This window comes from Stenotrophobium rhamnosiphilum, from assembly GCF_003052265.1.
In the GTDB taxonomy this organism is placed as follows: Bacteria; Pseudomonadota; Gammaproteobacteria; order Nevskiales; family Nevskiaceae; genus Stenotrophobium; species Stenotrophobium rhamnosiphilum.
In genome coordinates this window covers 1-6,020 of the sequence record NZ_QANS01000014.1, presented here as the reverse complement: position 1 = coordinate 6,020, position 6,020 = coordinate 1, and the positions used below count along the sequence as shown (strand labels likewise).

Sequence of the window (6,020 nt, the reverse complement as noted above, 5' to 3'; positions counted from 1 at the left end):
GAAACGATTCAGCGCCGATGATAGTGTGGCAAGACCATGCGAGAGTAGGACACTGCCAGGCTCTTAAATAGAAATCCCCCAACATTTGTTGGGGGATTTTTTTATGGGCGAAAAGTTTTGCTCGAAACCGCAGGAGCAGACTTTTGCTGCAAGCGTAAAACAATCCAACGCAGACCAACTATCCAATAGAATCTCCCAAAGCCTAATTCGCAACCCAAATCTTTGAAGACCTCCCATAAGCTGGCCCTCATCGGCACTCTTTACGTGTCTGAAGGACTCCCATTCGGATTCTTCACTCAGGCTTTGCCCGTGCTACTTCGGCAATCCGGGCTCTCATTAACTCAAATTGGTTTTGCATCATTGCTGGCTTTGCCGTGGGCGCTCAAATTCATGTGGGCGCCGATGGTCGATCACAATTATTCGGCCCGTTTTGGCCAGCGTAAGAGTTGGATTATTCCCGCCCAACTTTTAACTGCAGCAGTTTTGGCGTGGACTGCAGTTTTATCGCCAGCGACTGATATGGCGTTGATATTTGTCGTCGTCGCCCTCTGCAATTTATTCGCAGCGACACTCGACATCGCAACCGATGCGCTTGCCGTCCGCTTGCTCAGCCCAGCTGAACGCGGCATTGGCAACGGCGTACAAGTGGCCGGCTATCGAATCGGCATGGTCATATCGGGCGGCTTACTTCTTATTGTGTTTGAGCAGCTCGGCTGGGCTTTGAGCTTCATCTTTATGGCAGGCCTCATTCTGCTGCTAACTGTGCCTATCTTTCTTTATCGTGAGCCAATTCCGCAGGTTCAAGTGCCGACATCGAAATGGTCTTGGAGCTACTTCAAGCAACCTGGCGTGATGATATGGCTTGGCGTCATTCTGTTTTACAAACTTGGCGACGCCCTCGGTGCCGGCATGATCAAGCCATTTATGGTCGACAGCGGCATGACGCTTGCTGAAATCGGCTGGCTGATTGGCACCGTCGGATTTGCCGCAAGCTTGGCCGGTGCATTACTGGGCGGGTTTTTAACATCACGTTTCGGCCATAACCGATCGATGATCGCATTCGGCCTTCTACAAGTCGTCGGCATTATTGGCTACGTCATGTTGGCGGCGGGGCACCTGCCCAAACCTTTGATATACGCCATCGTCACGTTCGAGAATTTTGCCGGAGGCATGGCGACTGCAGCGATCTTCACCATGATGATGGATGCTTGTCGCAAAGGCAGCGAAGGCACTGACTACACGATTCAATCTTGCGTATTCATCATCGCCACAGGAGCTGCAACGGCGGTGTCTGGTTGGCTCGCACAGAGTTTTGGCTACACCAGTTATTTCACGCTGAGTGCGGCGACTGCATTGATCGCAATATCGCCGTTCGTATTAGCTGCGCTGGGCAAAGGCTTTCTAGCCTTGCAATTGAACAGGCTTGAACAGTCAGAACAGATAGTGATTTCACGCTGAGGAGAGGCAACGCCACCATCTCAAATTAGATGGTGGCCGAGGACGGAATCGAACCGCCGACACGGGGATTTTCAATCCCCTGCTCTACCGACTGAGCTACTCGGCCAAACTACAAATAAAACGCTCTCGTAACCTTGCGTTACGAGGCCGCGTATTAGAGCCGCCCGGAGCCCCTGAGTCAAGGATTTTTAAGGGGTATTTGCAGGCGGAACGTAGTGAGTTTGAGCCAGTTCGCCGCCAAAGAAATACTTCTCCATTTCAGTGGCCAGAAATTTTCGTGCATCAACACTGGAAAGAGAGAGGCGATACTCGTTGATCAAGCGCGTTTGATGCTCAATCCAATCAGCCCAAGCCTTCTTGGATGCATTTTCAAAAATGCGCTGACCGAGCGGACCCGGATACGGAGGACGATCAAGCCCTTCCGCGTCGATGCCCAGTTTTACGCAGTGAATGATTCGGGACATTGCAGTTGATCCAGGCTGAGATTTGGGGATTCGAGCAGCTTGCGAATGGGAGCAGGCAAGCCGACGGCAGGGGTGATGCCGGCCGTGATTTTAACCCACGTTGCGTCGCTGGCCTCACGTATATTTTTAGACTGCTCGCCAATGAGCTTTAGACGAAGCGGCAAGATCTCAAGATCAAAGTGCGTAAAGCTGTGCCGTACAACCGCCAGGGGATTCGCGGGCTCACAGATGAAGCCATAACGCGCTTCGCAGAGTGCGAGCCAATCTTGTTGCTCCTTCAGCATCGGAGGGCACCACAGTCCGCCCCAAATGCCAGCGGGTGGGCGCCGCTCGCAGAAGATCTCGCCTCGTGCGTTCTCAATCAGTAACGCCCATTCACGCTTGAGTGGATGAGCGCGTTTAGGTTTTGCAGCCGGATAGTCGAGCACTTTGCCTTGTTGCTTGGCGCTGCAATCATCAGAAATAGGGCAGATCCCGCACGCAGGTTTGCGACTCGTACAAACCGTTGCGCCCATGTCCATGATCGCTTGCGTGTAATCCGCGAGTCGCTGATGTGGCAGTAAACTTTCGGAGAGCGCCCATAGTTTTTTCTGAACCGCAGGCTGACCGGGCCAGCCATCGATCGCGGCATAACGCGAAAGCACGCGACGCACATTGCCATCGAGAATCGCATGACGTTCGCCATAAGCTTGCGAAAGGATTGCAGCCGCAGTGGATCGCCCAATGCCCGGCAGCTCGATCAACGTATCAATATCGTAGGGAAAAGCGCCTTCGTAATGCTCAACTAAAAGCTGAGCACATTTATGCAGATTGCGCGCGCGTGCGTAATAACCAAGCCCGGCCCACAAAGCGAGCACATCATCCGCCGGAGCTTCAGCGAGGGCCTGCACCGTGGGAAAGCGCGCAATAAAGCGTTCAAAAAACGGAATAACCGTAGCGACCTGCGTCTGCTGCAACATGATCTCGGACAGCCAAACCCGATAGGCCTCGCGCGGATGTTGCCACGGCAAATCATGGCGACCATGACGATCAAACCATGCAAGCAGGCGCGAAGAAAAAGCCGCTTTTGTCATGCATGCACTCGAATCAAAAACGCTGTTCGAAGTTTCACGTTCCGGGTTTCGTTTCGACCGCAGGCGCCGGTGCAGCCGGAGCAGGCGTTGCGGGCTTTCCCTCTGTGGGCGCAGCAGCAGGCGCTGCCGGAGCAGGCTTCTTGCTGCCAAACAATTTACCTAGCGCGCCACCCAATTCTCCGCCCAATTTGTCGCCAAGTTTTTCATTAAGCTTTTTCTGAATCTCTTCCTGATGCGAATCAAATTGCTTGGTTAATTGCTTCACTGCCTGTTGCTTGGCGATGTCACCGAACATCACGTTGTATTTCGGTGCATACATGCTGCCACTGAGTTGAATTGGAATCGTCACGCCACGGAGTGCATCCAATTCTTTGCCGCCCTGACCTTGGCTGGTTTCGACGATGGTGGGCTTGGCGACGTAGTTGATGATTTCGTTAACCAAATCAATTTCACCCGCGCCGGTGAGGCGCAGCAGCGGGCTCTTGGCGTCGAGCGTGTCAGTTTTCAGAATGCCATTAACGAATTTCCCTGATGCAGAGAAAGTCGCGAAGTCTGTTTGCTGTTCTGCAGCGGCCTGTGCAGTGGGAGCTTGGGCTGTCGCAAGCGCCTGTGCCTTGCGAATGATTTGACCCAGATTAAAGCCCTTAACCGCGCCATTCTGCAGTGCGAAGTTGACGCTTCCATTGAGTGATCTACGCACATCCCCAACAGTTGCGCCGTTAGCAATGATGTCGAGGTTGAGATTGCCCGTGCCGCTAACTGGATCTTTGCCGACCAGATCTTTCAAGAACGGCGCAGCATTCAAACCTTGCAGATGCGTGTTCACTGCATAGCTCGTGCCGTCGACGCGAGATGTTGCTTTGATTTGTCCGCCGTAGAGATTTGCACTGATCTCTTGCTGCTTAGGTTTATCCTTTTCGCCACTGAGTTTGAGCTGAACATTGCTCATGTTCACACCGCTGATTTTGAGCGAGCCGATATCTAGCGTGCCGTTCACATTGAGCGCGTTGAGCGCATCAGATGGAATCTTCGTTGCATTGAGCGCTGCCTTCTTTGCCGCGTCACCAGAAGAGTCAGCCTTGGCTGATGTTTTCTCTGCCTTAGGCGCGAGGTAACGATCCGCATCCAACTTGTTCACCTTCAACGCGAAGCTGAGTGCCTTCGTCGCGAAATCACTGATGTTGATATTGCCCGTAATCGCGGTCTGATCAAGATTTAGTGCGACGCCGGAAAGCGTGGCACTTTTGAATGTGCCCATGTACTGAGCGTTGAGACTCGCGCTGCTAAGTGCATCTTTGTCCGCTGTGACCATCGGCTTCATGCCGATTTTGCTCATCACTTCGCGTGGCTTAAAAGGCTGGATTTTGATCGGACCAGACAGGCGCGGCGTATCGCCGCTAAGACCCGTGCCGGTGATATCTGTATTGATCGTAATGCCTGCGGCTTGCAGCTCAGTCTTGCTGAGCAGCAGCACACCTTTGCCTTGATCAAAGAAAGTGTTGCCGGTGAGTTGCACGGTTTGTTTGCCGCCTGGAACGCCAGCGCCCGAAAGATCGGCGGTGAGTTTGAGTTTGTTCACCGTATAAGTTTTGGCGTCGAAATTCGCCAGCACAGTGCCAAGCAGTTTGAGATCGACCAAAGCTTCGGGTGATTTGGATGCCACTGACAACCCGATTTCAACATCTGCCGGGCTGCCCATTTTGAGCGTGCCGGTTTTAACGTTGAGATGCTCAACGGCGTAGCTCTTATTCGCCTTGCTGTCGTTATAACGCAGCGTGACGTCTTTCATTTCAACGCCGCCAATTTGGCTGGTGCTGAGCTCGCCGGTTTTCAGATTGAGATTTTCAACAACATAACTCTTGCCGCCGACGCTGTCGCTGTAGCTAATGTTTGCGCCGTCGAGTTTCACGCCATCCACTTTGGTGGAAGTCAGTCCGCCCGTGCTTAAGTTGAGCTTGTCCGCCGCATAGCGCTTGCCGCCTTGTGCGTCGTTGAAATGAACGGTGGCGTTCTTGAGTTCAATGCCGCTGATATCAATATCTTTGAGCTTAATGATGTCGTTTTTATTTTCTTCCTTGTCCTCATCTTTCTTGTCATCTTTGGTGAAGTCCGCCCAATTGCTTTCGCCTTTGGCGTTTTTCTCAAGATTGAGTGTGAGATCAGAAAGGGCAATGCCAGACGCTTCAATTTTGCGACTCTTCAACAAGGGCAGCAGACGCACGCCAAGATCCAGCATGCCGACTTGAGCGAACGGATCTTTGCCAAAGCCTTCAGCATTGCTAATGCTGACGTCGGAAATTTTCACGCTGAGCCAAGGGAACACGCTGAGCTTGATATCGCCGACAAGCAAATCACGGTGATAGCGATCTTTGATTTCTGCCGATAACTTTCCGCGAAAGCTATTCGGGTCAAACATCATCACGGCGGCGACGAGGGCGACGATGGTCAGTGCAATGACGCCGCCGACAATGCCAAGAATTATTTTTAGTGGCTTGTTCATGATTTCACTCTGCCGAAATGAGGTTTGTTTAAGTGTAAGCGACTGAATTGTGACTCGCGGTGAGTGCAAAGATTCATTCTCTTTGGCGCGCGAGCCTGACAATCATCATCTGCACGGTGTTTTTTAATATATAACAAATAATTGTTTAACAAATATTAAAAAACAATCCAATTTCAACCACCCCCGATCGCCCGCACGATCTCAACGCGATCGCCATCGACGAGCACAGTCGTAGCATGAGCAGATCGCGGCACGATCTCACCATTACATTCCGCGGCGAGACGGCCGCTGATTTTGAGCGTTTCGATCAGTGCGGCCAGCGTGGTGCCAGCGGCGAGTTCGCGGCTTTCGCCGTTCAAGATAATTGTCACTGCGTTCTCAGTCTGTCGCAGGCACTAAGCCTAAAGGTTAGAATTCACACCAGCGCGGGTGTAGCTCAATGGTAGAGCCGTAGCTTCCCAATTTTTGCGTCTAGCTGCGCGATCCCCGTTCTCCCTGAATTATCCACTGATTGATCCTGATCTG

The 6,020-nt window shown here is 52.3% G+C and carries 5 protein-coding genes and 1 tRNA gene; 1 reads left to right on the top strand and 5 read right to left on the bottom strand.

The features are described from left to right. The first annotated feature begins 222 nt into the window (after positions 1-222). Complete coding sequence (locus tag CJD38_RS18230) at positions 223-1,458, top strand: MFS transporter (RefSeq protein ID WP_107941916.1); 1,236 nt, start codon at positions 223-225, stop codon at positions 1,456-1,458. A 30-nt stretch (positions 1,459-1,488) separates the two neighbouring features. On the opposite strand, the gene CJD38_RS18225 is transcribed toward CJD38_RS18230, so the two are convergent. The 5 genes from CJD38_RS18225 to thiS all read right to left on the bottom strand — a co-directional run bounded on the left by CJD38_RS18225 (position 1,489) and on the right by thiS (position 5,866). Further along, positions 1,489-1,564 (bottom strand) — tRNA-Phe (locus tag CJD38_RS18225). Positions 1,565-1,646: 82 nt separating this feature from the next. Further along, positions 1,647-1,922 (bottom strand): oxidative damage protection protein, encoded by a 276-nt coding sequence (locus CJD38_RS18220; RefSeq protein WP_107941914.1) that lies wholly within the window; start codon positions 1,920-1,922, stop codon positions 1,647-1,649. Further along, complete coding sequence (gene mutY, locus CJD38_RS18215) at positions 1,898-2,995, bottom strand: A/G-specific adenine glycosylase (RefSeq protein ID WP_107941911.1); 1,098 nt, start codon at positions 2,993-2,995, stop codon at positions 1,898-1,900. The genes CJD38_RS18220 and mutY overlap by 25 nt, the downstream gene beginning before the upstream one ends. A 34-nt stretch (positions 2,996-3,029) precedes the next feature. Beyond that, positions 3,030-5,495 carry an AsmA family protein gene (locus CJD38_RS18210; protein ID WP_107941909.1) on the bottom strand — a complete coding sequence of 822 codons (2,466 nt, stop codon included), beginning with the start codon at positions 5,493-5,495 and terminating at the stop codon, positions 3,030-3,032. A gap of 173 nt (positions 5,496-5,668) precedes the next feature. Continuing rightward, positions 5,669-5,866 (bottom strand): sulfur carrier protein ThiS, encoded by a 198-nt coding sequence (thiS, locus tag CJD38_RS18205; protein ID WP_107941907.1) that lies wholly within the window; start codon positions 5,864-5,866, stop codon positions 5,669-5,671. Positions 5,867-6,020: the final 154 nt, after the last annotated feature.